At 64.2% G+C, this 22,362-nt stretch carries 23 protein-coding genes; 14 read left to right on the top strand and 9 right to left on the bottom strand.

Translation table 11 applies throughout. The features are described from left to right. Window positions 1-19: 19 nt before the first annotated feature. Entirely contained in the window at window positions 20-901 is an 882-nt protein-coding gene (locus GTP41_RS07280) for an alpha/beta hydrolase family protein (RefSeq protein WP_161024897.1), read from the bottom strand. After that, window positions 898-1,482, bottom strand: coding sequence for a TetR/AcrR family transcriptional regulator (locus GTP41_RS07275; RefSeq protein WP_229502774.1), 585 nt, complete (start codon window positions 1,480-1,482; stop codon window positions 898-900). The genes GTP41_RS07280 and GTP41_RS07275 overlap by 4 nt, the downstream gene beginning before the upstream one ends. A gap of 105 nt (window positions 1,483-1,587) precedes the next feature. On the opposite strand from GTP41_RS07275, the gene gmk reads away from it, so the two are divergent. Genes gmk through GTP41_RS07260 form a run of 3 tightly spaced genes read left to right on the top strand, consistent with a single transcriptional unit; the run spans window position 1,588 to window position 4,762 of the window. Beyond that, the gene (gene gmk, locus GTP41_RS07270) at window positions 1,588-2,226 is read left to right on the top strand and encodes a guanylate kinase (protein ID WP_161024896.1); all 639 of its coding nucleotides are present in this window, start codon (window positions 1,588-1,590) and stop codon (window positions 2,224-2,226) included. A 28-nt stretch (window positions 2,227-2,254) separates the two neighbouring features. Beyond that, window positions 2,255-2,458, top strand: coding sequence for a DNA-directed RNA polymerase subunit omega (rpoZ, locus tag GTP41_RS07265; RefSeq protein ID WP_005665923.1), 204 nt, complete (start codon window positions 2,255-2,257; stop codon window positions 2,456-2,458). A gap of 24 nt (window positions 2,459-2,482) precedes the next feature. Beyond that, on the top strand, window positions 2,483-4,762 hold the full coding sequence (locus tag GTP41_RS07260) for a RelA/SpoT family protein (protein ID WP_161024895.1): 2,280 nt from the start codon (window positions 2,483-2,485) through the stop codon (window positions 4,760-4,762). A gap of 33 nt (window positions 4,763-4,795) precedes the next feature. Here the strand turns inward: GTP41_RS07260 and GTP41_RS07255 are convergent, their stop codons facing one another. The 6 genes from GTP41_RS07255 to greB all read right to left on the bottom strand — a co-directional run bounded on the left by GTP41_RS07255 (window position 4,796) and on the right by greB (window position 9,969). Continuing rightward, entirely contained in the window at window positions 4,796-5,416 is a 621-nt protein-coding gene (locus GTP41_RS07255) for a transposase (RefSeq protein ID WP_161024894.1), read from the bottom strand. Between the two features lie 104 nt (window positions 5,417-5,520). Further along, a complete protein-coding gene (locus GTP41_RS07250) occupies window positions 5,521-6,744 on the bottom strand; it encodes an ABC transporter permease (RefSeq protein ID WP_161024893.1) in 1,224 nt (407 codons plus the stop codon). Window positions 6,745-6,747: 3 nt separating this feature from the next. Next, window positions 6,748-7,431, bottom strand: coding sequence for an ABC transporter ATP-binding protein (locus tag GTP41_RS07245; protein WP_371867297.1), 684 nt, complete (start codon window positions 7,429-7,431; stop codon window positions 6,748-6,750). Then, entirely contained in the window at window positions 7,428-8,642 is a 1,215-nt protein-coding gene (locus GTP41_RS07240; protein ID WP_161024892.1) for an efflux RND transporter periplasmic adaptor subunit, read from the bottom strand. The genes GTP41_RS07245 and GTP41_RS07240 overlap by 4 nt, the downstream gene beginning before the upstream one ends. A 9-nt stretch (window positions 8,643-8,651) precedes the next feature. Beyond that, window positions 8,652-9,332, bottom strand: coding sequence for a YIP1 family protein (locus GTP41_RS07235; protein ID WP_161024891.1), 681 nt, complete (start codon window positions 9,330-9,332; stop codon window positions 8,652-8,654). A 73-nt stretch (window positions 9,333-9,405) separates the two neighbouring features. Beyond that, window positions 9,406-9,969 carry a transcription elongation factor GreB gene (greB, locus tag GTP41_RS07230; protein ID WP_161024890.1) on the bottom strand — a complete coding sequence of 188 codons (564 nt, stop codon included), beginning with the start codon at window positions 9,967-9,969 and terminating at the stop codon, window positions 9,406-9,408. 18 nt (window positions 9,970-9,987) lie between these two features. Here greB and GTP41_RS07225 point away from each other — a divergent pair, with 18 nt between their 5' ends. From GTP41_RS07225 to GTP41_RS07175, 11 genes are all read left to right on the top strand, one after another. Next, window positions 9,988-11,067: a sensor histidine kinase gene (locus GTP41_RS07225; protein ID WP_161024889.1), complete on the top strand. Its 1,080-nt coding sequence runs from the start codon at window positions 9,988-9,990 to the stop codon at window positions 11,065-11,067. Next, window positions 11,060-11,707 carry a response regulator gene (locus GTP41_RS07220; RefSeq protein ID WP_161024888.1) on the top strand — a complete coding sequence of 216 codons (648 nt, stop codon included), beginning with the start codon at window positions 11,060-11,062 and terminating at the stop codon, window positions 11,705-11,707. The genes GTP41_RS07225 and GTP41_RS07220 overlap by 8 nt, the downstream gene beginning before the upstream one ends. Window positions 11,708-11,819: 112 nt before the next feature. After that, window positions 11,820-13,397: a GGDEF domain-containing protein gene (locus GTP41_RS07215; protein ID WP_161024887.1), complete on the top strand. Its 1,578-nt coding sequence runs from the start codon at window positions 11,820-11,822 to the stop codon at window positions 13,395-13,397. Between the two features lie 312 nt (window positions 13,398-13,709). Continuing rightward, window positions 13,710-15,197 carry a flagellin N-terminal helical domain-containing protein gene (locus GTP41_RS07210; RefSeq protein ID WP_161024886.1) on the top strand — a complete coding sequence of 496 codons (1,488 nt, stop codon included), beginning with the start codon at window positions 13,710-13,712 and terminating at the stop codon, window positions 15,195-15,197. Between the two features lie 74 nt (window positions 15,198-15,271). Further along, complete coding sequence (locus GTP41_RS07205; RefSeq protein ID WP_161024885.1) at window positions 15,272-15,646, top strand: flagellar protein FlaG; 375 nt, start codon at window positions 15,272-15,274, stop codon at window positions 15,644-15,646. Window positions 15,647-15,829: 183 nt separating this feature from the next. Continuing rightward, on the top strand, window positions 15,830-18,481 hold the full coding sequence (gene fliD, locus GTP41_RS07200; protein WP_371867295.1) for a flagellar filament capping protein FliD: 2,652 nt from the start codon (window positions 15,830-15,832) through the stop codon (window positions 18,479-18,481). A gap of 22 nt (window positions 18,482-18,503) precedes the next feature. Next, window positions 18,504-18,941 carry a flagellar export chaperone FliS gene (gene fliS, locus GTP41_RS07195; protein ID WP_161024884.1) on the top strand — a complete coding sequence of 146 codons (438 nt, stop codon included), beginning with the start codon at window positions 18,504-18,506 and terminating at the stop codon, window positions 18,939-18,941. 12 nt (window positions 18,942-18,953) lie between these two features. After that, window positions 18,954-19,280 (top strand): flagellar protein FliT, encoded by a 327-nt coding sequence (locus GTP41_RS07190; RefSeq protein ID WP_229502773.1) that lies wholly within the window; start codon window positions 18,954-18,956, stop codon window positions 19,278-19,280. Window positions 19,281-19,294: 14 nt separating this feature from the next. After that, window positions 19,295-20,692, top strand: a complete 1,398-nt coding sequence (fliK, locus tag GTP41_RS07185) for a flagellar hook-length control protein FliK (protein WP_161024883.1) — start codon at window positions 19,295-19,297, stop codon at window positions 20,690-20,692. Further along, on the top strand, window positions 20,679-21,035 hold the full coding sequence (locus GTP41_RS07180) for an EscU/YscU/HrcU family type III secretion system export apparatus switch protein (RefSeq protein WP_161024882.1): 357 nt from the start codon (window positions 20,679-20,681) through the stop codon (window positions 21,033-21,035). The genes fliK and GTP41_RS07180 overlap by 14 nt, the downstream gene beginning before the upstream one ends. Further along, window positions 21,035-21,796: a flagellar brake protein gene (locus tag GTP41_RS07175; RefSeq protein ID WP_161024881.1), complete on the top strand. Its 762-nt coding sequence runs from the start codon at window positions 21,035-21,037 to the stop codon at window positions 21,794-21,796. The genes GTP41_RS07180 and GTP41_RS07175 overlap by 1 nt, the downstream gene beginning before the upstream one ends. A gap of 80 nt (window positions 21,797-21,876) precedes the next feature. Here the strand turns inward: GTP41_RS07175 and fliE are convergent, their stop codons facing one another. Continuing rightward, entirely contained in the window at window positions 21,877-22,218 is a 342-nt protein-coding gene (fliE, locus tag GTP41_RS07170; protein WP_161024880.1) for a flagellar hook-basal body complex protein FliE, read from the bottom strand. Between the last annotated feature and the right edge of the window lie 144 nt (window positions 22,219-22,362).

Raw genomic sequence — 22,362 nt, 5'->3', positions numbered from 1 at the left:
AGTCAAATGCAAACGATTCTCATTTTACGCCGGCAAACCAATCCAGTGCGCCCTGCCACAATGGCTGCGCGTGCTGGCGGAAGTAGCCCATATGACCGAGTTTGCCCAAGCCGGCGGCGGCCGGGTCAAGGTCCACGCCGTGCCACGGTGCGTTGCGGTAGCCGGACATGAGGGCGTCGCGCGATACCGGCGGCGCCCACAGGTCGTCGGTGGCGTTTAGCGCCAGGATCGGCGTGCGCACGGTGGCGAAACCGGCGGCGATCTCCGGCACGTCGGGGTCGTCCAGGAAATAGCGCGGGAAGCTGCACCAGTGCTTCCATTGGTGGTACACGCCGAGTGGCAGGTCCTCGCCCATGCCAAGCTTGCTCCAGGCCAGGCGGCCTTTCCAGCGCGTGACGATGGGGCCGACCAGGTGCCACATGGCCAGCACGCGCAGGCGCTCCAGGCGCGGCATCCAGCCGTGCCAGCCGGCGCCGACGCCGAACAAGTAGACGCCGGCGATCTTTTCATGGTTCGGCAGCAGGCCCAGGGCGTGGCCGCCGTAGGAGTGGCCCACCATGTACAGCGGCGTGCTGTCCGCGGGGGCGAAGTACTCGATCACCGAGCGCAGGTCGAGGTGGGCCCAGTCGAGGAAGCTGGCTTCGAAGCCGCGCAGCGTTTTGGGCGCGGAGCCGCCCACGCCGCGATAGTCGAAGGTCAGCACGGTGTAGCCCTGCCCGGCCGCGAATTCGGCAAAGCGGCGGTAGAAGCCTTGCGGCACGCCGGTGGCGCCGGCAATCAGCAGGCGCGCCTTTTCGGGGCCGCGGGCGCGGTAGCACATGGCGGCCAGCGGGTAGCCGTCGGCGGCGCGCAGTTCCAGCTTTTCCGCCAGCAGCAAGGCGGCGTTGGGCAAATCGCTCATGGTTTCTTCTCCACTTTCAGCATCGGCATCAGGGCGTCCATGGTCTGCACCATGGGCGCGGTATCGCCCGCGACGCGGGCTTGCAGCAAGCCGCCTTCATAGGCGGCCAGGATCAGGGCGGCGATGCCTTCGGCGCGGCGGCGTTCGTGGCCGGCCTGCTCCAGCGCATCGGCCATGCGCGCGCGCAGGGCGGCGAAGCCGGTGCGCAGGGCGCTGCGGATCTCGACGTCGCCGGCGGTCGATTCCAGCGCCACCGCCGCCAGCGGGCAGCCCAGCTCGAACTCGCTGTCGTCCAGCCCGCGCAGGGCGCGCAGGATCCACGCTTGCAGCGCGATGGTCACGTCCGGCTCGCGCGCCATATAGGTATCGAGCTTGTGCAGCAGGAAGCTGAAGGTGGCCTCGATGGCGGCCACCGCCAGCTGGTCCTTCCCGCCCGGGAAATGGTGGTACATCACGCCCTTGGGCGCCTTGGCCGTGGCCAAAATCTCGCTCAGGCCGGCGCCATGCAGGCCGCGATGCTGCAGCGTGGTGATCATGGCGTTGATCAGGCGTTCGCGGGTGGTCAGGGTATGCGCTGTCATGTGCTTGACTCTATAGACCGGTCGGTCTATTGTCAAGTGCTGCAAAACCCCTTGCTCTTGGTAAAATAACTCTTTGGGCGCTAGCCTAGCTTTCGAGAATTGCAAATGAGCCAACATTTTTCCGGCAGCCTGTTTATGGTCGCCGCTCCATCCGGCGCCGGTAAATCGACCCTGGTGAATGCCCTGCTGGCCCAGGAACCTGCGATCAAGCTGTCGATTTCGACCACCACGCGCCAGCCGCGCCCGGGCGAGGAACACGGCCGCGAGTACTTCTTCACCAGCGCCGAGGACTTCAAGCAGCGCGCCGCGCAAGGCGAATTCCTGGAGTGGGCCGAAGTGCACGGCAATTACTACGGCACCTCGCGCATCTTCGTGGAAGAGCAAATGAAGGCTGGCACCGACATCCTGCTGGAAATCGACTGGCAGGGCGCGCGCCAGGTCAAGAAGCAGTTCCCGCAGGCGGCCGGCATTTTCATCCTGCCGCCCTCCTTCGCGGCACTGGAAGAGCGCCTGCATAAGCGCGGCCAGGACGAGGTGCACGTGATCAACCGCCGCCTGCTGGCAGCCGGCGGGGAAATCGCCCACGCGCCGGAGTTCGAGTATGTTATTATCAATGAAGAGTTTCCGGTCGCCTTGTCGGAGCTGAGCGCGATCGTCCGATCGGCCCGTTGCCGGTTCGCGCAACAAGCCGCCCGCAATGCCAAGTTGATGTCCGAACTGGGCATCCACGCCGACGCAGAATAATCACCGACTTATACCCAGGAGTTTTAGCATGGCCCGTATTACTATTGAAGATTGCCTGAAGAATGTTCCTAACCGCTTCCAGCTGACCCTGGCAGCTACCTACCGCGCGCGCCAGCTGCTGCAAGGCCACACCCCTAAGGTCGAAGCCAAGGACAAGCCAACCGTGGTGGCACTGCGTGAAATCGCAGCAGGCAAAGTAGGCCTGGAAATGCTGAAAAAGGTCCCTATGTAAGCTGGGAACCTTCTAGTTCCCGATATGAACCTGACTTCCGCCGATCCCCACATCAGCGAACAGCCCGCACGGCGGGCACGGCGCCCGGCTAAGCAACAGCCGGGCGTTGACGTTTCTGCAGCTGCCGTTTCCTCTTCCCCCCTCGCCGCGCCGACCGTGACCACGGGCGTCGCCACCATCACCCACCTGACCGAAAAGCTGGCCGAGTACATGGGCGAGGCCGACCTGAAAAAGGTCAAGGAAGCCTACCGCTTCTCGGACGAGATGCACCTGGGCCAGGTGCGCAAATCGGGCGAGCCGTACATCTCGCACCCGATCGCGGTGGCCGAGATCTGCACCGAGTGGAAGCTGGATGCGCAAGCCATCATGGCGGCGCTGCTGCACGACGTGATGGAGGACCAGGACGTCAAGAAGGACGAGCTGATCGAGCGCTTCGGCGCCCAGGTGGCGCACCTGGTGGACGGCTTGTCCAAGCTGGAAAAAATCGAGTTCCAGAGCCAGATCGAAGCGCAGGCGGAGAACTTCCGCAAGATGCTGCTGGCCATGGCCTCGGACGTGCGCGTGATCCTGATCAAGCTGGCCGACCGCCTGCACAATATGCGCACGCTGGAGGTGATGGCGCCGGCCAAGAAGGCGCGCATCGCCCGTGAGACGATGGAAGTCTATGTGCCGATCGCGCACCGCCTCGGCCTGAACAATATCTACCGCGAACTGCAGGACCTGTCCTTCTCGCACCTCTACCCCACCCGCTACAACGTGCTGCACAAGGCCGTGAAAGCGGCGCGCGGCAACCGGCGCGAGGTTGTGACCAAGATCCTGGACGCGGTGAACCACACCCTGGCTGCCGCCGGCATCGAGGCCGAAGTCTACGGCCGCGAAAAAACGCTGTACGGCATCTACAAGAAAATGCGCGCCAAGCACCTGTCGTTCTCGCAGGTGCTGGACGTATACGGCTTCCGCGTGGTGGTCGACAGCTTCCCGAACTGCTATGTGGCGCTGGGCACCCTGCACTCGCTGTACAAGCCGATGCCGGGCAAGTTCAAGGACTACATCGCGATCCGTAAGCTGAACGGCTACCAGTCGCTGCACACCACCCTGATCGGCCCTTACGGCACCCCGGTGGAGTTCCAGATCCGCACCCAGGAAATGCACCGCACCGCCGAATCGGGGGTGGCGGCGCACTGGCTGTACAAGAACGGCGAAGCGAACATGTCGGACCTGCAGCAGCGCACGCACGCCTGGCTGCAATCGCTGCTGGACATCCAGCAGCAGACCGGCGACTCGGCCGAATTCCTGGAGCACGTCAAGGTCGACCTGTTCCCGGATTCGGTCTACGTCTTCACGCCCAAGTCCAAGATCATCGCCCTGCCGCGCGGCGCCACGCCGATCGATTTCGCCTACGCCATCCACACCGGGATTGGCGACCATACGGTGTCGGTCAACATCAACGGCGAGCCGGCGCAACTACGCACAGAACTGCGCAACGGCGACATCGTGGAAATCGTCACCAACCAGAATTCGCGCCCGAGCCCAACCTGGCTCTCTTTCGTCCGCACCGGCAAGGCGCGCTCGGCGATCCGCCACCACCTGCGCACCATCAACCTGCCGGAATCGATCGGCCTGGGCAAGCAGTTGCTGGACCAGGCGCTGAAGTCGATCAGCGTCTCGACCGAGCTGACCGCGCCGATCATGGAGCGCCTGCTGAACGAATCGTCGGCCAAGTCGGAAGAGGAGCTGTACGCCGACATCGGCATCGGCAAGCGCATGGCGGCGCTGGTGGCGCGCCACATCTTCGGCCTGCTGGGAGGCGAATCGGCCAGCGCGCCGGTCGAGCACACCAGCCCGAAAGAGCTGGACCCGGTCACCATTTACGGTACCGAAGGCGTCTCGGTGCAGTTGGCGCCGTGCTGCCTGCCGATCCCGGGCGACCATATCATCGGCCAACTGCGGCGCGACCAGGGTTTGCAAGTGCACACCGGCGACTGCGCCGTGGCCAAGCGCTCAAAACAGAAAGAGCCGGAACGCTGGATCGCCGTGAAATGGGGCACCGAGATCAACCGCCGCTTCGACAGCCGGATCCGCCTGATCATCAACAATGAGAAGGGGATCTTGGCCAGGGTCGCCGCCGAAATCGGCGAGTCGGATGGCAACATCACCTTCGTCGGCATGGACGAGGACCGCGAGCACGTACTGCACCAGTTGCGCTTCACGATCCAGGTAAAAGACAGGGTGCATCTGGCCGCCCTGATCCGCAACGTCAGGAAAGTCGCCGGCGTCAACCGCGTCACCCGCGAGCGCGCATAGCATAGTGTCAGACCCTATGGGTCTGACACTGGTTTACCGGTTTGCCGTTTGGCGCAAAGCACAATCCCCCCTGATCGCAAACCGTATCCGCTCCAAATCCTTTTCGGCCAACGGCATCTCAAACAAAGAGCGATACCGTCTCCTGCGCTCCTCATCATCCAGCCCGAGCCCAAGATAGACATCATGCGGGGAAAGCAAATCGTCCGGCCTACCCTCCGCGTTACCCCGATAGCTAGACCACCGGTACCCACCGGGGAACATAACCATGCCAGCGCGTACCGGGTTGAGCTCAATATACCTTTGGCACATCAACAGATAGGCCTCACTATCGATTTGTGATGAGTGGTATCGCTTATCCCACAGAGAGCCGCTGCCGCCATGCCTGGCATGTCGCCACAACGTGGTGCGCTGTGCGATGGACTTCATAAGTAATGCCTGTGAATTGGGCTCACGTATACTGACCAGCAAGTGGAAATGGTTGCCCATAAGGACGTAGGCGTGGATGTCGCAGTTTGCTTTGACGCTGTGTTCTTTGAGCAGATCGAGGAAGCCGTGCCTTTCCTCGTCGTCGTGGAAAACAGTACACCCGTTATGACCGCGCTGGGTCAGGTGCAGGCAGGTGCCTGAGGGGTAGTTTCTTAGGGGGCGGGGCATGTGGCTCTCCTTTAAACCGGTAAACCAGTGTCTGACCCGCAGGGTCAGACACTGTCTGCTCAAAGGATAGCGATGCTGCTTTTTTGCGCTTTGTGCGCGCGCAATTATTCGTAGCGTAACGCTTCGATCGGGTCGAGCTTGGCGGCTTTGGCGGCGGGTAACACACCAAAGACCACGCCGACGCCGGCGGAGAACAAGACCGATATCGCAATCGCCCACCACGGCACGTACGCGCCCGGGAAGTCGGGGATCACGCTGGCAATCGCGTGGCCCATGCCATACCCAAGCAGCACGCCGACCGCGCCGCCCAGCACCGATAAGGTCACGGCTTCGATCAGGAACTGCATCAGGATGTCCCGGCTGCGGGCGCCGATCGCTTTGCAGATGCCGATCTCGCGCGTGCGTTCGCTGACCGAGACCAGCATGATGTTCATGATCCCGATCCCACCCACCAGCAGTGCAATGCCGACCACGCCGCCCATCACCAGCGTGACCGTGGTGGTCACCGTCTCGAAGCTCTTCAGGAACTGGTCGGAGGACTCGATTTCGAAATCGTCCGGCTGGTCGGCGCGCAGCCGGTGCGACTGGCGCATCACCGTGGCGATGCGGGCCTTGGTTTCTTCGGTCCTGGCGATGTCGGTGATCGACACGGTGATCGACATGTTCGGCTTGCGCGTGGCGCCGATCAGGCTCTGCCCGGTGCGGAACGGCACCAGCACCTGGTCGTCCTGCGACATGCCGAGGATCTCGCCCTTCTTCTCCATCACGCCGACAATCTTGAACCACTCGCCGGAGAACTGGATAAATTCACCAAGCGGATTCTCCGGCAGGCGCAGCATCTCGATCAACTTTTCGCCGATCACGCACACACGGCGCGCGCCGGCGTTGTCGGACTCGCTGAAGAAGCGCCCCAGGCGCGGGTAACTGCCATTGACTTCCATGTACGCCGATGTCACCGCCAGGTACTGGCGGCTGGTGGCGCGCTGGTTGCCGTAGCGGATTTCACCCGGCTGCAGCATGAACACCGGGCTCAGTTCACGGATCCCTTCCACCCGGCCGCGCAACTGCTCCACGTCCTCGAACTGCAGGTAGTTCATCTTCCCGCGCATCACGTCCTTGAAGTCGTTCTTGGCGTGGATCGACAAGGCATTGCCGCCCAGGCCTTCGAACTGGCTGGTGATCGATTGCGACAAGCCCTGGATCAGCGAGATCACGGTAATCACCGAGGCCACGCCGATAATGATGCCGAGCGATGTCAGGAAGCTGCGCATGCGGTGCGCGCGGATCGCCGCCATCGCCGAGCGCAGCGCTTCGATAAAGATATACATGGCTTAGCCCTCCGCCACCAGGTGATCGGACAGCACCCGTCCATCCTGCAAGCGCACGATGCGCTGGCATTGCGCGGCGATGTCCGGCTCGTGGGTCACCATCACCACCGTCTGGCCGTTCTGGTGCACGTCCTTGATCAGCGCCATGATCTCGCGCGTGGTGGCCGAGTCCAGGTTGCCGGTCGGTTCGTCCGCCAGCAGGATCGACGGTTTGCCCACCAGGGCGCGCGCAATCGCCACGCGCTGCCGCTGCCCGCCCGACAGCTCGTTGGGCCGGTGGTGCGTGCGCGAACCCAGGCCCACATGCTCCAGCGCCTCGCGCGCCATGCGTTTGCGCTCGGCTGGCGGGATGCCGCGGTAGATCAGCGGCTGCGCCACATTATCGAGCGCCGTGTGGCGCGGCAGCAGGTGGAAGCTCTGGAAGATAAAGCCGATTTCCTCGTTGCGCACCTGCGCCAGGTCGTCGCTCTGCATGGTCGCCACGTCCTTCCCGTTCAGGAAGTAGGTGCCGCCGCTGGGCCGGTCCAGGCAGCCGACGATATTCATCATCGTCGACTTGCCCGAGCCGGAGGCGCCGATGAAGGCCACCAGCTCATTGCGCTCGATATGCAGGTCCACGCCCTGCAACGCATGCACGGTCTGGTCGCCCATCTGGTACTGCTTGGTAATGCCCTTCAGCGTGATCACGTCTTGCTTCCGGCAGCGACCTTGAGCGGCTTGTCTTCCGCGGCCTTCGGTTTCACGGCGGCGCCCTCGCGCAGCTCGCGCAGGGTGCGCGCGGGACCGACGGCAACCGTCTCGCCCAACGCCAGGCCCTTGGTGATTTCCTGGTTGCTGTCGTCGGACAGGCCCAGCTCCACCGTGCGCTTCTTAGCCACGCCGTCCACAATCGCGTACACGTAATTGGTGCGCTTGCCCTTGCCTTCCGCCGCTTCGCTCAGTTGCACCGCCTGCAGCGGCACCACCGGACGCGGCGCGCCGTCGCCGGTCACGATCTCGGCGCGGCAGGTCATGCCGGCGCGCAGCGCCAGCTGGTGCTCGGCCAGCTTGACCTTGACCACATAGCTGCGGCCCTGGCTGGTCTGGCCCATCATCTGCGCCTTGGGCGCCAGCGAGACCGATTCCACGCTGCCCGTCAGCGGGCGGTCGGCGTAGGCCGACGGGAAAATCTTGGCCTTCAGGCCCGGCACCACTTGCGCGATATCGCCCTCGTCCACGTTCACTTCCGCGATCATCGAGCTCAGGTCGGCAATGGTCATCAGGCTGGAGCCGGCAATGCCGGTGGCGCTGGCCACGGCGGTCTCACCGGCCTTGATCGGCACGGCGGTGGCGGTGCCGGAGATCGGCGCCTTGACCTCGGTCTTGGCCAGGCGCTCCTGCGCCAGCGCCAGCATGGCCATGGCTTGCTGGCGGCTTTCGCGCGCGCTGCGCAGGCCCACCACGGCCAGGTCGACCGCCAGCTTGGCTTCGTCCAGGCGCGAGACGTCGATGAATTTGGCGCTGGCCAGCTGGCGCGCGCGTTCCAGCTTGCGCTGCTGGTTATCCAGGTCAATCTGGGCGCGCTCCACGCTGACGGCGGTATTGCGCACGGCGGCCTCCTGCTGCGCCACGTCGGCCTTGTAGGTGCTCGGGTCCAGGCGCAGCACCACCTGCCCTTTCTCGATCTTGTCGCCTTCCTTGACCAGCACCTCGGAGACTTTGCCGATCACTTCCGGCGACAGTTGCACCTCCTGGCGGAACACCAGGTTGCCGGAGGCCAGCACCGCCGGGTGGATCGCCTTGTTCTCGACCTTGGCCAGCTCGGCCTCGACCTTGGTGGGCGACTTGGTGAATTTAATGGCGACCGGCACGCCGATCATGGCCGCGACCACGGCGGCGGCAATCAGTTTGCGTTTCATGGCGCCGCCTTAGTTCTTGAACAGGATCCAGGCCGCCCAGCAGCCGTAAATCACCACCAGCGGCAGTGCGGAAATGGTGGCGCAGGTCGAGGTGCTCTTGCCGGTCCAGGCGCGCAGGCCGATGGTGCACAGGGCGATGAACCAGAGGTCGGTCAGCTTCACCATGGAAGCCAGGCTGAACCACGGGGTGTTGGGCGCGGCGTTCACGAACAGGTAATTAATCGACAGCATCTCGGCGTTTTCCAGCGCCAGCTGGCCTTTGCTGGTGGCGATCTGCAGCGCGGTCAGCGGCACGCTGATCAGGCCAGGCAGCGAGGCCCAGGCGGCCAGCGCGAAGCCCGACTTGAAGCTCAGCTCCATGCTGGCCAGTTTGCCGGCCAGCCAGAAATAGAAACCGTACAGCGCGAACACCGCCAGGGTGCCGAGCAGCACGCCGGCAATGCCCATGCCCATCATCACGCCGCGCGACATGGCCTTGCTGGCGGCTTCACGCTGCTCGGCCGGCATATCGGGCGGGAAGCTGTTGTTCATCATCCAGTCCATGTCGACGGTCTGAAAGTACCAGACCATCACGGTCAGCGCGCCCACCCACAGCAGGATGATTGGCAGCCAGGCCCGTGGCCGCTCCTTGAGGGCAGCGAAGGCCGCCGACGGTTCGTAGAAGACTTGAGTCAGTTGAGCGAATGCCATGCACGTACCTTGCAAAAAAAGTAATTGAAAGTTGATTATAACAACTTAGCAAGGTTGCGCAAAAACATCTTTTTCAGGTTGTTGGGGCGGGGTAACTAACCTCCAGGATCTCCAATTCTTCCGCCCCGTTCGGGGTATGCAGCAGCACCGTGTCGCCCTCGCGCGCCTTGGTCAGGGTGCGGGCCACCGGGCTGATCCAGCTGACTTTGCCCTTCAATGGATCAAACTCGTCGATGCCGACAATCGTGATGGTCTGTTCCTCGCCGTCGCGCTTGGCGTAGGTCACGGTGGCGCCGAAGAAGACCTGGTCGTTGCCGTGGTGGATGCTGGGGTCCACTACCTCGGCCAGGTCCATGCGCTTGGTCAGGAAGCGGATGCGGCGGTCGATTTCGCGCAGGCGGCGCTTGCCGTAGATATAGTCGCCGTTTTCGGAGCGGTCGCCGTTGGAAGCGGCCCAGTGCACCACCTTCACCACTTCCGGGCGCTCGACGTCGATCAGCTGCAGCAGCTCGTCCTTGATGCGCTGGTAGCCGAGCGGCGTGATGTAGTTCTTGGAACCGGGCGGGATCGGCGGCGCGCCTGGCGGCAGGTCGTCGTCATCGTCGCCTTCACTCTCTTTTACGAATGCTTTGTTCATACCGTATTATTGCACGTCATGAATCATGCTCCGACCAGCCTGGTGTCCCATACGCCGGCCCTTGTCTACCAATTCCAGCTGGCGCCCGGCGGCGCCGTCGCCTTCCCCTACCTGAGCGAGGGCTGCCTGGCCCTGCTCGGCCTGCCCGGCCCGGAACTGCAGGCCACGCCCAGCCGTTTCGAACAGCTGATCCTGCCCGAGGACCGCGTCTCCTACCTGGAGTCGATGCGCTCCTCCGCCAGCTCGCTGTGGAGCTGGAACTGGGAGGGCCGCATCTGGGTCGAGGCCTGGAAGGACGTGAAATGGATCAACCTGCGCGCCACTCCGCGCCAGCTGCCGGACGGCGCCGTGCAGTGGGACGGCATCATGTCCAATATCACGGACAGCAAGCAGGAGCAGCAGGAAGTGCGCGCCAGCCGCGCCCGCCTGGCCGAGCTGACCGCCCACATCGAGCGGGTCAAGGAGCAGGAGCGCGAGCGCATCTCGCGTGAAATCCACGACGACCTGGGCGGCAACCTGACCGCCATCAAGATGGCGCTGGCCATGCTGGTGGCGCGCCTGCCGCAAGGCGACCCGCTGCTGCAGGAAAAAGCCGCCTACGTCGACTCGCTGGTGGACCGCACCATCGACGCCGTGCACCGCCTGACGCTGGACTTGCGCCCGTCCGTGCTGGACTTCGGCCTGCTGCCGGCGCTGGAGTGGCAGGTCAAGGAATTCGAAGCCCAGGCCGGCATCGCCTGCACCCTGCAGGCCAGCATGAAGGAACTGGAGCTGGACCCGGAGCAGGCCACCGCCCTGTTCCGCATCGCGCAGGAAGCGCTGACCAATATCGCCAAGCACGCCCACGCCAGCGCCGTGACCGTCAAGCTGGCGCGCAGCCGCGGCGTGCTGACCCTGAAGATCAGCGATAACGGGCGCGGCATGCAGGCCGCCGACCGCGCCAAGCCCGACTCCTTCGGCCTGCGCGGCATGGCCGAGCGCGCGCGCGCCCTGGGCGGCACCCTTAACCTGGGTCATGCGGCCGGCGGCGGCACCGAGGTGGCGATCAAAATCAAGCTGCCGGCGCCCGCGCCAGAAGTTACAATTGGCCATGAGTGAAAAAGCTGTCATCAAAGTCTTCATCGCCGACGACCACGCGATTGTGCGCGAGGGCCTGAAGCAAATCCTGGCGGAAACCGGGGACATCATCGTGGCCGGGGAAGCGGAAAACGGCCTCGACGCCATCAAGCTGTTCCGCAAGTCCGGCTGCCACGTCATGCTGCTCGACATTTCCCTGCCCGACCGCAACGGCATCGAAGTCCTCAAGCAAATGAAAAAGGACAAGCCCGAGCTGGCCGTGCTCATGCTCTCCATGCACCGCGAAGACCAGTACGCCATCCGCTCGCTCAAAGCCGGCGCGGCCGGCTACCTGACCAAGCAGAGTGCGCCAAAAGAGTTAGTGAATGCAATCCGCCAGTGCGCGGCGGGGTTAAAATACGTGAGTCCGGCACTGGCCCAGGAATTGGCCAACCATGTCGGCGAGGACCACCAGGCAGCGCCGCACGAAACCCTGTCGGACCGCGAGTACCAGACCCTGACCATGATTGCCTCCGGCAAGACGGTGGGCACCATCGCCAAGGAGCTGTCGCTCTCGGTCAAGACGGTCAGCGAGTACCGCGCCCGCCTGCTGGCCAAAATGAACCTGAAGAACAGCGCCGAACTGACACACTACGCCATCAAGAACCAGCTGATCGAGTAGAAATAATGCTATGAAGTAAGCACATTTCCTCCCGTTTATCGTCGCTTCGGCGAGCTGGACAGTGGCTTAAGATGCTAGCAATCGGTAAACCTTTGTAAAGGCTGTACGTCAGATGTCTAGCAAACCCACCAATCCAGCCGCGGCGGACATGAATCCGGCTGATATCGCACGCGAGGCATTCCGCCGCCTCGCCGTACGACGAGTGGCCCCGACGCCCGACGCGTATCGCGACATCTACAATGAAATTGCCGGCATCGTGCCGGTGCCGCCCGCCCCGGTCGTGCAGGAAAGCGCGGCCGAAACCATGCTGGCCCAGTTCGCCACCCGGCTGACCGACCAGCCGGGCGACCTGGCCGACTTTGGCCGCCGCTTCAACCGCGCCGTCAAGGCGCGCGACTGGGAACTGTATTCGCGCACCCTGGCCGCGCTGGCCGAGCGCCCGCTGCTCAAGGTCGGCGCCGGCGGCCTGGTGGCCGAGGAAAACAATGAGCAGGCGCGCCAGCTGCGCGAACTGCTGAGCCGTACCCTGACCTTTGCCGTGGCCTCCCTGCTGACCGGCGCGCCAGCCCTGGTGGCCGAAGCTGAATCGCTGGGCGCGGCCACCAAGGAAGCGCATACCGAAGCGGCCCTGGCCGAAATCGGCACCCGCCTCAAACAGCTGTGCTACCAGATCGAGATCCGCAGCGGCGACACGGCCGAACAGCAGGAGCTGCTGCTGCGCCTGTTCCGCCTGCTGCTGGAGAACGTCAGCGAACTGCTGGACGATGATTCCTGGCTGCGCGGCCAGATCGACGCGGTGCAGGACTTGATTTCCGGCCCGCTCGACCAGCGCGCGCTGGAGGAAGCCACGCGCAGCCTGAAAGACGTGATCTATAAGCAGAGCCAACTCAAGCACTCGATCACCGACGTCAAGGCCACCGTCAAGAATATGATGATGACCTTCATCGACCGCCTCGGCGCGGTGGCCACCTCGACCGGCGACTTCCACGAAAAAATCGGTGGCTATTCCGACAAGATCCGCGCCGCGCGCGATATCGGCGAGCTGAACCAGATCCTCGACGAGGTGCTGAAGGAAACCCGCCTGGTGCAAAGCGAGGCCCTGAAGGCGCGCGACAACATGATGGTGGCGCGCCAGGAGGTGCAGGACGCCGAGGCGAAAATCCACGCGCTGGAAGCCAAGCTGCAGCACTTGAGCGAACTGGTGCGCGAAGACCAACTGACCGGCTCCCTCAACCGGCGCGGCCTGGACGACGTGTTCGAGCGCGAAACCGCGCGCGCCGACCGCCGCGGCACCCCGCTCTGCATCGCCGTGCTCGACCTGGACGATTTCAAAAAGCTCAACGACACGCTGGGCCATATCGCTGGCGACAACGCCTTGAAGCACCTGGTCAAGGTGGTCAAGGAAACCCTGCGCTCGATGGATGTGATCGCCCGCTTCGGCGGCGAGGAATTCCTGATCCTGCTGCCGGAAACCACCATCGAGGCGGCCGAGGCCACCATGACCCGCCTGCAGCGCGAGCTGACGCGCCATTTCTTCATGCACGAGAACGAGAAAGTGCTGATCACCTTCTCCGCCGGCGTGGCGCTGCGCCGCCCGAACGAGAACCAGACCGACCTGGTCAAACGCGCCGACGGCGCCATGTACAAGGCCAAGAAGTCCGGCAAGAATCGCGTAGTGGTTGCCGAATAGGCAACCCCACCCACGCCAGCCCGCCCTCCGGCGGGCTTTTTTTATGAACTGGTTTTCCGCTTTCCCAGTTTTTTCTAAGCGCGAAAAATATTTTTTTTTGCCCTAAAGTTCAGAAAAACCCCGTCGTCTTAGCGAACACTCCAACCGCAACTTGAGGGCCAACAAGGGGCGATTTACCTGCTAAATCACCCTAAAGGTTCCCATAGGGCAACCGTTACCCATTACAACAGCGGCTTGATCGTCACGGGACAGCGTGGCGGGCCAAAGTAAATGAGCAAATTGCCCAACCAGTAGTACAAATGGAGAAATACCATGGCTTCCGTAATCAACACCAACATCGCCTCCCTGAACTCGCAGCGCAACCTGACCGCATCCCAGGGCAGCCTGTCCACCTCCCTGCAACGTCTGTCTTCCGGTCTGCGTATTAACAGCGCGAAAGACGATGCGGCAGGCCTGGCGATTTCCGATCGTATGTCTTCGCAGATCCGCGGCATGTCGCAGGCAATGCGTAACGCCAACGACGGCGTTTCCCTGGCCCAGACCGCTGAAGGCGCCCTGTCGTCCTCCGGCGAAATCCTGCAGCGTATCCGTGAACTGGCCGTGCAGTCGTCCAACGCCACCAACTCGGCTTCGGACCGTCAAGCGCTGCAGACCGAGGTTGGCCAGCTGGCTTCCGAACTGAACCGTATCGCACAAACCACCACCTTCAACGGCCAGGCTCTGCTGGACGGCACCATGGGTACCGCGACCTTCCAGGTCGGTGCCGATGCCAACCAGACCATCCAGACCAACGGTGCGAACTTCCTGACCAACACCTACGGCGACAACCGTATCGAGAATGACCAGGTTGCGGTACTGAACACTGCCGGCGGCTCCAACGCTGCAGCCAGCACCTTCGACGTGGCCGGCGTGCGCGGCAAGGCAACCATCACCACCGCGACCACCGACACCGCCAAGTCGCTGGCCGCTGCCGTCAACAAGCAGACCGCCAACACCGGCGTGACCGCAACTGCCAAGACCGACGCCAACATCACCGTGGGCGCCGGCGAGTCCTACACCCTGGAAGTGGAAGGCGACAACGCCGGCACTCCAGTCACCATCTCGTTCTCGATGGGTGCCTCGACCGCGGTTGCTGCTGACTTCGCTGCAGGTATCAATGCCTTCAACGCCCAATCGGCCAAAACCGGTATCACCGCCCAGTTCGATGAAGCCAACGGCGGCATCAAGCTGAGCCACGCGAGCGGCGCCGACATCAAGATCACCAACCGCGCCACCACCGCTAACACCGTGCTGGCAACGTCGACCTACACGCTGGCCGGCGGCCTGACTGCAGCGGCCAGCCCACTGAACGGCGGCGATGCTACGGTGGCCAATGGTCGCGTGACCTTCGACTCGGAAAGCTCGTTCTCGGTGACCGACGCTGGTTCCGGCTTCGGCCTGGGCGCAGCGACCGCAGGCACCGGCGCGCAAGCGTCGACCCTGAAGGCCGTGTCGACCCTGGACGTGACCACCTTTGACAATGCCCAGCTGGCAATCAAGATTGCTGACGCGGCACTGGCCAGTGTGAACAACCAGCGCGCAGCCTTCGGTGCTCTGCAGTCCCGCTTCTCGTCGACCATCTCGAACCTGAGCGCGACCACCGAGAACTTGTCGGCATCGCGTTCCCGTATCGTCGACACCGACTTCGCTGCAGAAACCGCCAGCCTGACCCGCGGCCAGATCCTGCAACAAGCTGGTACCGCGATGCTGGCCCAGGCGAACTCGCTGCCAAACGGCGTGTTGAGCCTGCTGCGCGGTTAATCGCCCGATAGCATGTAAGAAGCGATTCCCCGCTCCGGTTGCCCGGACCGGGGAATTTTCCGTAGGAGGTCAGTATGACTATCGATTCGATTACTGCTACCGCACCTCGGCCCGACCGTGGCAGCGTGGGTGTGGAGTCGGCTGCCGCCCCGGCGGCCGGCCGCAACCCCGCCGCTGCGGTGGAAACCGTCGATGCGGTCAAGGCCAAGGAGGCCGCCCCTTCCAAGAAGGATGTGGAAGAAGCGGTCGCCAAGCTGAACAAATCGGTGCAAGACCGGGCCCAGGCCCTGGAATTTTCCATCGACAACGACAGCAACCGCACCATCGTCAAGGTGATCGACCAGAGCACCAAGGAAGTCCTGCGCCAGATTCCGACGCCGGAAGCTTTGCAGATCGCCAAGTCCATCGACGCCCGCAGCGGTGGCCTCCTGGTCGACCAGGAAGCCTGAACCCTGCAGCGGCCGTCCCCAGCCCGGTATGCCACGCGGCATGCCGGGCTTTTTTGCGCTATGCTGGAACCATCGGCCCAGCAAGAGTGCTTGTCACCGGAACAAGCCTTGAAATCCCCCTCTCAAGTCGCGTTTGATTTTGCCGATAAGCACTTATAGTGACGCTTTCTATGGAGTACCTCTGTGGCTATTAATTCTCCCACCATGTCCTCGCCTGGTATCGGCTCTGGTTTGCAGGTCGACCAGATCGTGGCGAAGCTGATGGCTGCCGAGGCAGCCCCCTTGCAAGCCTATGAGCGCAAGACGGCCTCCTACCAGGCCCAGGTCAGCGCCCTGGGCGCCCTGAGCGGCGCGGTGGGCGTATTCCAGAGCGCCCTGGGCAGCCTGACCAAGATCGACGCCTTCCGCAGCCTGAGCGCGGTTTCCGGCGACGACAAGATCTTTACCGCCAGCGCCGGCGCCAAGGCTTCGCCCGGCAACTACAACATCAATGTGACCCAGATGGCGCAGGCCCAGACCCTGACCAGCAATGGCCTGGCCAGCAAGACCTCGGCCATTGGCCTGGGCGGCAAGACCACCCTGTTATTCCAGTTCGGCACCAGCACCAATGTCGGCTACGGCATTGCTGGCGGCGGCCTGCCCAGCGCCATGCACGCCAACGGCCTGGCCGACGGCTCGCTGACCATCAACGGCACCGCCATCGCCACCTCGGCCGACACCAACAGCGCCGCCACCCTGGCCGCCGCCATCAACGCCAAGACCGGCGCCACCGGCGTCACCGCCACCGCCGTCAATGTCTTCAGCACGTTCGGCAACGTGGCCACCGGCGCCGACGGCAGCTATTCGCTGACCGTGGGCGGCATCGAGATCGCGGCGCAGGGCGCCAGCACCAATGTGGGCGACGGCGTGACCACGGCCAAGATCGATACCGCACTGGAGTCGGGCCCGGTGCGCGACGCGCTGGACGCGGCCGGCATCACCTTCAGCGGCACGGCCGCCGCCGGCACCCTGGAATTCCGCAGCGCCAGCGGCGGCAGCATCGCGATTGAGGAAGTGGTGGGCGGCACCGTGAGCGGCGGCCTGGAAACGGCGGCCGGCAGCGCCAACGACGGTTCCACCTATACCTCCGCCACCAGCGTGCGCCTGACCTCGGCCAACGCCACCGACATCACCATCGGCGGCAGCAACCCGGCCGCCGCCGGCTTGACGGCGGGCACCAGCGGCGGCAACCTGGCCGGCACCTTCAAGTACGATTCCTCGCCGCTGACCGGCGTCACCATCGACAGCAGCAACAACACGCTGGAAGGCATCCGCGACGCCATCAACAAGGCCAATATCGGCGTCAACGCCAGCATCATCAATGACGGCAGCGGCACCCCGTTCCGCCTGGTGCTGAGCTCGACCAAGACCGGCGAAAAATCGTCGATGAAGATCTCGCTGCAGGGCGACGGCGGCAACCCGGCCGACACGGCACTCAGCAATATGCTGTCCTACGACCCGGCCGGCACCGCGCGCAGCATGAAGCAGACCGCCGCCGCGCAGGACACCAAGGCCACCGTCAACGGCATCGCCGTCACCAGCGCCGGCACCTCGATCAACGAGGCGATCCAGGGCGTGACACTGAATGTGGTCAAGGTCGGCAGCTCCACGCTGAATATCAGCAAGGACACCAGCACCCTCAAAACCAACCTGACCAACTTCGTCAAGGCGTACAACGACCTGGACAAGGCGATCAAGGACATGACCGGCTATAACGCCGAGACCAAGAAGGCCGGCGTGCTGCAGGGCGACTTCACGGCGCAGACCGTGCAATCGCAGCTGCGCAAGATGATGGGCGCGCCGATTACCGGCCTGTCCGGCACCCTGACCAACCTGGGCCAGGTCGGCATCAGCTTCGACAAGACCGGCGCGCTGAACCTCGACACCGCCAAGATGACCAAGGCGATCGACGAGAACTTCAACGATATCGCCGGCCTGTTCGCGGCCGTCGGCAGTTCGAGCGACAGCAATATGAGCTTTGTCAGCTCGACCAACGCCACCAAGCCTGGTACCTATGCAGTGACCGTGACGCAGCTGGCAGCGCAAGGGTCGATCACCTCGCTGGCCGCGCCGGCCGCCACCACCATCAGCGACGGCACCAAGTGGAAGGTGACCTTGAACGATGGCACGCCGAGCAGCCTGAAGAACACGATCGACATCGACATCCCGGCCGGCACCTACACGCCGACGGAACTGGCACGCGTGCTGCAAGGCGCCATCAACGGCAACTCCGGCTTCGCCTCGGCGGGTTCGAGCGTGACGGCCACCATCGATGCCGGCGGCAAGCTGGTGCTGGCCTCCAGCAAATACGGCTCGGTCTCCAATATCAAGCTGGCCGACGCCGGCGGCACCACCGTCAACAGCATTTTCGGCGGCGCCGCCCCGGTGGCCGGCAAGGACGTGGCCGGGACCATCAATGGCTTGCCGGTGACCGGCAGCGGCCAGTTCATGACCGGCCAGGCCGGCTCCGGCATCGAAGGGCTGAAGATCGAGATCACCGGCGGCGCGATTGGCGACCGCGGCAATATCTCCTTCTCGCAAGGCTATGCCTACCAGCTCAACAACCTGGCCACCAGCTTCCTCGGTGCCAAGGGCTTGATCGGCAGCCGCACCGAAGGCTTGAACAAGAACATCAAGGATATCGGCAAGCAGCGCGACGCTTTCAACACCAAGCTGGAAGGGGTGGAAGCGCGCTACCGCGCCCAGTTCACGCGCCTGGATACCGTGCTGGCGCAGATGCAATCGACACAGGCATATTTGACCCAGCAACTGGCATCCCTCGCGGCCAATAGCTGATCAAGAGTACAGAGGAGAGATTATGTTTGGAACCAACTCACGCGGCGTCAATGCGTACGCCAAAGTCGGCCTCGAGACCGGCGTCAGCGCCGCCTCGCCCCACAAGCTGATCGTGATGCTCTACGATGGCGCGCTGGCGGCCATCGCCACCGCCGGGGTGCAGATGGGCGCCGGCAATATCCAGGAAAAAGGCAAGGCCATTTCCAAGGCGATCCAGATCATCGACAACGGCTTGCGCGCCAGCCTGGACAAGGAAGTCGGCGGCGAAATCGCCGCCAACCTGGACGCCCTGTATGAATACATGAGCAGCCGCCTGCTGCACGCCAACCTGAACAACGACCAGCAAGCGCTGGACGAAGTCCGCGGCCTGCTGGCCGACCTGCGCGACACCTGGAACCAGATCGGCGGCACCGTCGCCCCAACCACCAACCCCCAGCCTGCGGCATTCGCCAGCATGTAACCGAGGATGACAATGACGAACGTGGAAGTTTTGACCGCCTACTCCGCCATGGCAGTACTGACCAAACAGATGGTGGCGGCAGCAACGGCGGCCGACTGGGATGGGCTGGAAGGCCTGGAGCAGCAAGTGGCCGCCCATGTCGCCGTGCTGCGCGGCCAGGAGGCCGCGGTCACGCTGAACACCGGCGAGCGCCAGCAAAAGCTGGGCCTGATCAAGCAGATGCTGGACGACGACCGCCAGATCCGCGACCTGACCATGCCCTGGATGGCCCAGCTGTCCAAACTGATCAACAACACCGGCACTGAACGGCGCCTGGCCGCCGCCTACGGTGCCGTCTGAACGGGGCGGCTGGCATGCTGCCCCCGCGCCTGGACATCCGCGGCGTCAGTCCCACCAGCGCCGCCTCGGCGGCGCAAGCGGTGGCGACACCGCGGCAGGAAGCCTTCCAGCGCGCCCTCTCGCAAATGGTCGGGCAAACCCTGCCAGCCCAGGTCCTCAGCAAATTCAACGATGGCAGTTTCCTGGTGCGGGTGGCCGACACCAATGCGCGCATGCTGCTGCCGCCCGGCGTCAACACCGGCGATGAGCTGCCGCTGACGGTCATCAGCGCCCAGCCGCGCCCCACGCTGCAAGTGGGCGCCGGCAGCCCGCAGGCCGGCCAGATGGCCACCTTCGTCAGCGGCGACCCGATTCCCGACACGCCAGCTGGCGGCGGCCGCCTGCCCGCGCAGGAAGCGGCCATCATCAACCTGAGCGGCAAGCAGCCGCCCGCCGGACAAGCCGGCCAGGCTGCCGGCGGCGCAGCGGCAGGCGCGCCCGGCGCCGCCCTGAACGCGGGCGCCGGGGCTGCCGTGGCCAGTGGCGCCGCTGCTGCCGCCGCCGGCCGGGGCGCAGAAGGCGACGCCGTCCTCGCCAGCCAGACCAGCGCCCCGCAAACCCAAGCACGTCCCCTGAGTCCCGGCGCCGCCTTGCTCAGCAAAGCGCCCCTGGTCCCGGCCGACCAGTTGCCCGCGCTGGGCAAAGACACCCCGCAAGCCGCCCTCAGCCCGGCCGCGCGCGCTATTGCCAGCGCCCTGGCCAGTGCCTACACCTCGCCCGGCGTCCCGGTCACCATCAACGGCAAGGCCCCGCTCAGCGCCGGCGGCCCGCCCGACACCGCCAAGCTCAGCGAAGGCCTGCAGCGCGCCCTCGGGGACAGCGGCCTGTTCTACGAATCGCACGTCGCCGAATGGGCCGCCGGCAAGCGCCCCCTGCAAGACCTGCAGCGCGAACCGCAGATGCAGCGCCACGCCGCCCTGCAGGGCGCCAATCAGAACCCGCTGGAAGCGGCCGCCAAGCTGGCGGCCGGTCCCGACCTGTCCGCCGCCCAGATGATCAACCAGCAACTGCACACCCAGGAGCAAGGCAAGGTGCTGTGGCAAGGCGAAGCGTGGCCCGGCCAGCAGATGCAATGGCTGGTCGAGCGCGAACAGCAGCGCCAAGGCGGCCAGGGCGGGCGCGATGGCCGCGACGGCGAAGCCGACACCGTCTGGCGCAGCGGCGTGCGCTTCCGCTTCCCCCTGCTGGGCACGGTGGGCGCCAAGGTCACGCTGGTCGGCGACCAGGTCCACATCGCGGTCGAATCGGGCAGCGAGGAAACCGCCGACACCCTGCGCGCCTGGGCCGGCGCCCTGCAGCAAGCGCTGGACGCCGCCGGCGCGCCGCTGGCCTCGCTCGCCATCAAAGCGGAAGGCCACGATGGCCCAGGGTGACCCCAACGAGCTGCCGCGCAAGCCGCTGCAAAGCGCCGTCGCGCTCGCGTACAAGAGCGGCGAAGGCGCGCCCAAGGTGGTCGCCAAGGGGCGCGGCCTGGTGGCCGAGCAGATCATCGCCGTCGCCGCCGAGCACGGCGTGTTCATCCACGAATCGAAGGAACTGGTCTCGCTGCTGATGGAAGTGGACCTGGACCACCAGATCCCACCCCTGCTCTACCGCGTAATTGCGGAACTGTTAGCGTGGCTATATCATATTGAAGCAGCGCAAAAGACGGGGCAGCCCCGGCCCCCGGCCCCCGATCTGAGCGTACCGAATGAATCCCCAGAAAACGGACTTTGATGCACAGCTATATTTCGGACTCGGACTTGGAGAACTGGCATGACTTCGAGGTGTCCTCACGCCGCGAGATCATCGCCCTGCTGCGCAGCATTGGCGAGAAAAGCCAGCTGATCCGCATGCTGGTGCATGGCGAGTCCGATGTGTGCGTCACGTCCATCCTGGAAGTCGATGCCGACGCCGGCAACGTCATCCTCGACTGCTCGATCAACCCCGACCAGAACCGCCGCATCCTAAGCGCTAAAAGGCTTTCTTTCGAGACCACGCTGGACAAGATCCGCATCATGTTCGGCGGCGAGCACATTGAAGCGTGCACGTTTGAAGGCAGCCCCGCCTTCAAGATGGCCCTGCCGGCCAGCCTGATCCGCCTGCAGCGGCGCGAGTTTTACCGCATGGCGACGCCGGTCAGCAACCCGGTGCGCGTGCTGATCCCGCTGCCGGCCGAACTGGGCGGCGGCAGCAAGGCCTTCCCCTTAGCCGATATCAGTTGTGGCGGCATTGCCATCCTCGACAACAGCCTGGTGCTGGGCGACACGATCGGCAAGGTGTACGCCGACTGCCGCATCGAATTGCCCGAAGTGGGCCCGGTCACCGCCGGCCTGCAGATCCGCAACTCCCTGGACCTGACGCTTTTAAACAACAAATCCAACCGCCGCCTGGGCTGCCAGTTCGTCGAGCTCCCGCGCTCGGCCCTGAACGCCGTGCAACGCTACATCACCAAGCTCGAGCGCGAACGCAACGCCCGCATCGCCGGCCTCGGGTAAACCGGTGCCAGGTCTGTCAAATGGACAAAAGGCGCACGTACGTGCGCCTTTTGTCCATTTGACAGACCTGGCACCGGTTCTTACACCTGCATGTTCATGATGTCGTGGTAGGCCTGCACCAGCTTGTTGCGCACCTGGACCGTGGCCTGGAAGTTGATGCTGGCTTTTTGCATCGAGATCATGACGTCCGATAAATTCACCGAGTCGTCGCCCATCTGGAAGCGCCTGGTCATGCCTTCGGCCTTGGTCTGGCTGGCCTGCACCGCGTCCAGCGCGCCTTTCATGGCGTCGGTGAAGTCGGGCTTGGGCGCCACCTTTTCGGTCTGGATCGCCGGGGGCGTGGCTGCCGGCCGGGTCGCCGCAGCTTTCAACTGGGCAATCATGGCCTGGATCTGGCTGCTGTCTATGCCGCCTGTTTTCATTTCTTTTTACTCCAAAATTTTTGCAGTGGGATGTTGCCTTGCTACAATAGATTCCTACTGTCAGGCTTCCAGAATAAGGCTTCCCGCACAAGGGGCTTGCACTGAGCAGCAAGGCAAACGGGTGCCTATTCCTGCCTTTAAACA

It is taken from the genome of Pseudoduganella guangdongensis, assembly GCF_009857475.1.
GTDB lineage: Bacteria > Pseudomonadota > Gammaproteobacteria > Burkholderiales > Burkholderiaceae_D > Rugamonas > Rugamonas guangdongensis.
The sequence above is the reverse complement of the archived record's forward strand: the minus strand, read 5'-3'. Positions and strand labels throughout refer to the sequence as shown.

What these genes read in the sequence shown, in the direction of transcription:
- GTP41_RS07280 (WP_161024897.1), bottom strand. Translation starts at nt 901, where the DNA reads ATGAGCGATTTGCCCAACGCCGCCTTGCTGCTGGCGGAAAAGCTGGAA.
- GTP41_RS07275 (WP_229502774.1), bottom strand. Translation starts at nt 1,482, where the DNA reads ATGACAGCGCATACCCTGACCACCCGCGAACGCCTGATCAACGCCATG.
- gmk (WP_161024896.1), top strand. Translation starts at nt 1,588, where the DNA reads ATGAGCCAACATTTTTCCGGCAGCCTGTTTATGGTCGCCGCTCCATCC.
- rpoZ (WP_005665923.1), top strand. Translation starts at nt 2,255, where the DNA reads ATGGCCCGTATTACTATTGAAGATTGCCTGAAGAATGTTCCTAACCGC.
- GTP41_RS07260 (WP_161024895.1), top strand. Translation starts at nt 2,483, where the DNA reads ATGAACCTGACTTCCGCCGATCCCCACATCAGCGAACAGCCCGCACGG.
- GTP41_RS07255 (WP_161024894.1), bottom strand. Translation starts at nt 5,416, where the DNA reads ATGCCCCGCCCCCTAAGAAACTACCCCTCAGGCACCTGCCTGCACCTG.
- GTP41_RS07250 (WP_161024893.1), bottom strand. Translation starts at nt 6,744, where the DNA reads ATGTATATCTTTATCGAAGCGCTGCGCTCGGCGATGGCGGCGATCCGC.
- GTP41_RS07240 (WP_161024892.1), bottom strand. Translation starts at nt 8,642, where the DNA reads ATGAAACGCAAACTGATTGCCGCCGCCGTGGTCGCGGCCATGATCGGC.
- GTP41_RS07235 (WP_161024891.1), bottom strand. Translation starts at nt 9,332, where the DNA reads ATGGCATTCGCTCAACTGACTCAAGTCTTCTACGAACCGTCGGCGGCC.
- greB (WP_161024890.1), bottom strand. Translation starts at nt 9,969, where the DNA reads ATGAACAAAGCATTCGTAAAAGAGAGTGAAGGCGACGATGACGACGAC.
- GTP41_RS07225 (WP_161024889.1), top strand. Translation starts at nt 9,988, where the DNA reads ATGAATCATGCTCCGACCAGCCTGGTGTCCCATACGCCGGCCCTTGTC.
- GTP41_RS07220 (WP_161024888.1), top strand. Translation starts at nt 11,060, where the DNA reads ATGAGTGAAAAAGCTGTCATCAAAGTCTTCATCGCCGACGACCACGCG.
- GTP41_RS07215 (WP_161024887.1), top strand. Translation starts at nt 11,820, where the DNA reads ATGTCTAGCAAACCCACCAATCCAGCCGCGGCGGACATGAATCCGGCT.
- GTP41_RS07210 (WP_161024886.1), top strand. Translation starts at nt 13,710, where the DNA reads ATGGCTTCCGTAATCAACACCAACATCGCCTCCCTGAACTCGCAGCGC.
- GTP41_RS07205 (WP_161024885.1), top strand. Translation starts at nt 15,272, where the DNA reads ATGACTATCGATTCGATTACTGCTACCGCACCTCGGCCCGACCGTGGC.
- fliS (WP_161024884.1), top strand. Translation starts at nt 18,504, where the DNA reads ATGTTTGGAACCAACTCACGCGGCGTCAATGCGTACGCCAAAGTCGGC.
- GTP41_RS07190 (WP_229502773.1), top strand. Translation starts at nt 18,954, where the DNA reads ATGACGAACGTGGAAGTTTTGACCGCCTACTCCGCCATGGCAGTACTG.
- fliK (WP_161024883.1), top strand. Translation starts at nt 19,295, where the DNA reads ATGCTGCCCCCGCGCCTGGACATCCGCGGCGTCAGTCCCACCAGCGCC.
- GTP41_RS07180 (WP_161024882.1), top strand. Translation starts at nt 20,679, where the DNA reads ATGGCCCAGGGTGACCCCAACGAGCTGCCGCGCAAGCCGCTGCAAAGC.
- GTP41_RS07175 (WP_161024881.1), top strand. Translation starts at nt 21,035, where the DNA reads ATGCACAGCTATATTTCGGACTCGGACTTGGAGAACTGGCATGACTTC.
- fliE (WP_161024880.1), bottom strand. Translation starts at nt 22,218, where the DNA reads ATGAAAACAGGCGGCATAGACAGCAGCCAGATCCAGGCCATGATTGCC.